The sequence below is a fragment of the Streptomyces sp. NPDC032161 genome, from assembly GCF_040636995.1.
In the GTDB taxonomy this organism is placed as follows: Bacteria; Actinomycetota; Actinomycetes; order Streptomycetales; family Streptomycetaceae; genus Streptomyces.
The window spans coordinates 1-2150 of sequence record NZ_JBEZVN010000111.1 but is presented as its reverse complement, the minus strand read 5'-3'; the positions used below and the strand labels follow the sequence as shown (position 1 = coordinate 2150).

1 protein-coding gene is annotated in these 2150 nt (G+C 70.1%); it reads right to left on the bottom strand.

Features of this window, described 5'->3' with window-relative positions:
* On the bottom strand, positions 1-1991 hold a 1991-nt coding region (locus AB0E67_RS36415), incomplete at its 3' end, for a condensation domain-containing protein (RefSeq protein WP_362035148.1).
* Positions 1992-2150: the final 159 nt, after the last annotated feature.

The following is a 2150-nucleotide window of genomic DNA, read 5'->3' as shown; positions in this document are numbered from 1 at the left end:
CACACCACCGCAACCGCCCCAGGAACAGCCGCCACACGCTCCGCAACCAACTCCACCACCGAACGACCACCCACACCCACACCAGGACCCACCCACTCCCCCAGGGCGAGTTCACGTTCGCCCCGGTTCAGGCACTCCAGCCGGGCAAGCGGCGTCGTCGGCGAAGCGACCACCGCCTCCGCGAGCGCTGTCCAGTGGCGGCACATCCGCTCGACGGTCGAGGCGTCGAAGAGATCCGTGCTGTACTCCAGTTCGGCCGTCAGGCCGCCGTCCTCCTCCCAGAACTCCCAGGAGACGTCGAACTTCGCCGTGGCTCGCGGAACGAACTCGCGCTTCGCCGGACAGCCGGCGAACTCGCCCTTGAGACCGAGGGAGTTCTGGAGTACGACGAGAGCCTGGACCAGTGGGCTCCGGCTCGGGTCCCGTTCCGGTTCGGCGGCGTCCACCACGCGGTCGAAGGGGACGTCCTGGTGGGCGAACGCGTCCAGGGTGGTCGCGCGCACCTCCGAGAGCAACTCCCCAAAACTCACGGACTCGTCGACTCGGGTGCGCAGCACAAGGGTGTTGACGAAGAACCCGACGAGGTTCTCCAGCTCGGTGTGCTCACGACCCGACGCGACCGTACCGACCGCGATGTCCCGCTGGCCGCTGTAACGCGAAAGCAGCAACTGCGTCACCGCCGTCAGCCCCATGAACAGACTCGCCCCACGCTCCTGCCCCGCCGCCCTGAGCCGGTCGGCGAGGCCGGACGGGATCACGAACGTGTGGAGGGCGCCGGCCGAGGTGCGCACGGCCGGACGCGGCCGGTCCGTCGGCAGCTCCAACGGCTCCAGACCCGACAACTTGCCACGCCAGTAGTCGAGCTGACCGTCGAACGCGCCACCCGCGAGATTCTCCCGTTGCCAGACCGCGAAGTCGGGGTACTGGATGCGCGGCTCCGGCAGAACGGCTTCCTCGCCCCGCGCCGCGGCGGCGTACAGCGCGCTCAGCTCACGGACGATCACGCCCATGGACCAGCCGTCGGTCACGATGTGGTGCATCGACAGCGCCAGGACGTGCACGCGCTCGGAGAGGCGGACGACCAGGACCCGGACGAGCGGGCCTCCGTCCAGGTCGAACGGGGCGGCCTGTTCCTCCTGCAGGACCCGCAGCAGCGCGTCCGGCCGCGCACCGTCGGCCTCGGCCACGAGGTCCACCACCCGCACGGGCACCTCGACGTCCTGCTGGACGTGCTGGCATCCGTCGGCGAACGTGGTACGCAGCGCCTCGTGGCGGGCGACGAGCCCGACCAGCGCGGTGCGCAGCGCGGACGCGTCGACGTCACCGAAGACGCGCAGGGCGAGGCCGGTGTTGTACGTGGAGTCGCCGGGCGCGAAGTCGGCCAGAAAGGCAAGGCGCTCCTGACCGTAGGACAGCGGAAGGGTCCCATCGCGCTCGACGCGCGGGATCGCCGGCTCGGCGGAAGCCCCGGGCACGCCGGGCGCGGCGAGGGCCCGGGCCAGTGTGTCGACGGTCGGGTGGTCGAAGAGCGTACGGGAGGAGAACTCGCCGCCGAGAACCGTGCGGACACGGCCGACGGCCCGCAGGGCGGAGATGGAGTCGCCGCCGAGGGCGAAGAAGTCGTCGTGGACGCCGACGCGTTCGACGCCGAGCACGTCCGACCACACACCCGCGAGGATCCTCTCCGCATCAGTGCGCGGGGCGACGTACTCCTCCCCCGTCTCTGCCTCCGGAGCGGGAAGCGCCCTGCGGTCGACCTTGCCGTTCGTCGTCAATGGAAGCGCGTCCAGAACGACGAACGCCGACGGCACCATGTACTCGGGGAGTACGACCGCCGCGTGCTCACGCACAACGGCCACGTCCACACTTCGCCCGGAGGCCGCGACCACATAGGCGACCAGGCGCTTCACCCCGGGGCGGTCCTCACGGACCTGCACCGACACCCGCCCCACCGACTCGTGCCGGGAAAGCACCGCCTCGATCTCGGCCAACTCGATACGAAATCCCCGCACCTTCACCTGACCGTCACCACGACCCAAAAACTCCAGCCGGCCATCCGCCCGCCACCGCACCACATCACCCGTGCGATACAACCGACCACCCTCACCGAACGGATCCGCGACAAACCGCTCCGACGTCAGATCCGACCT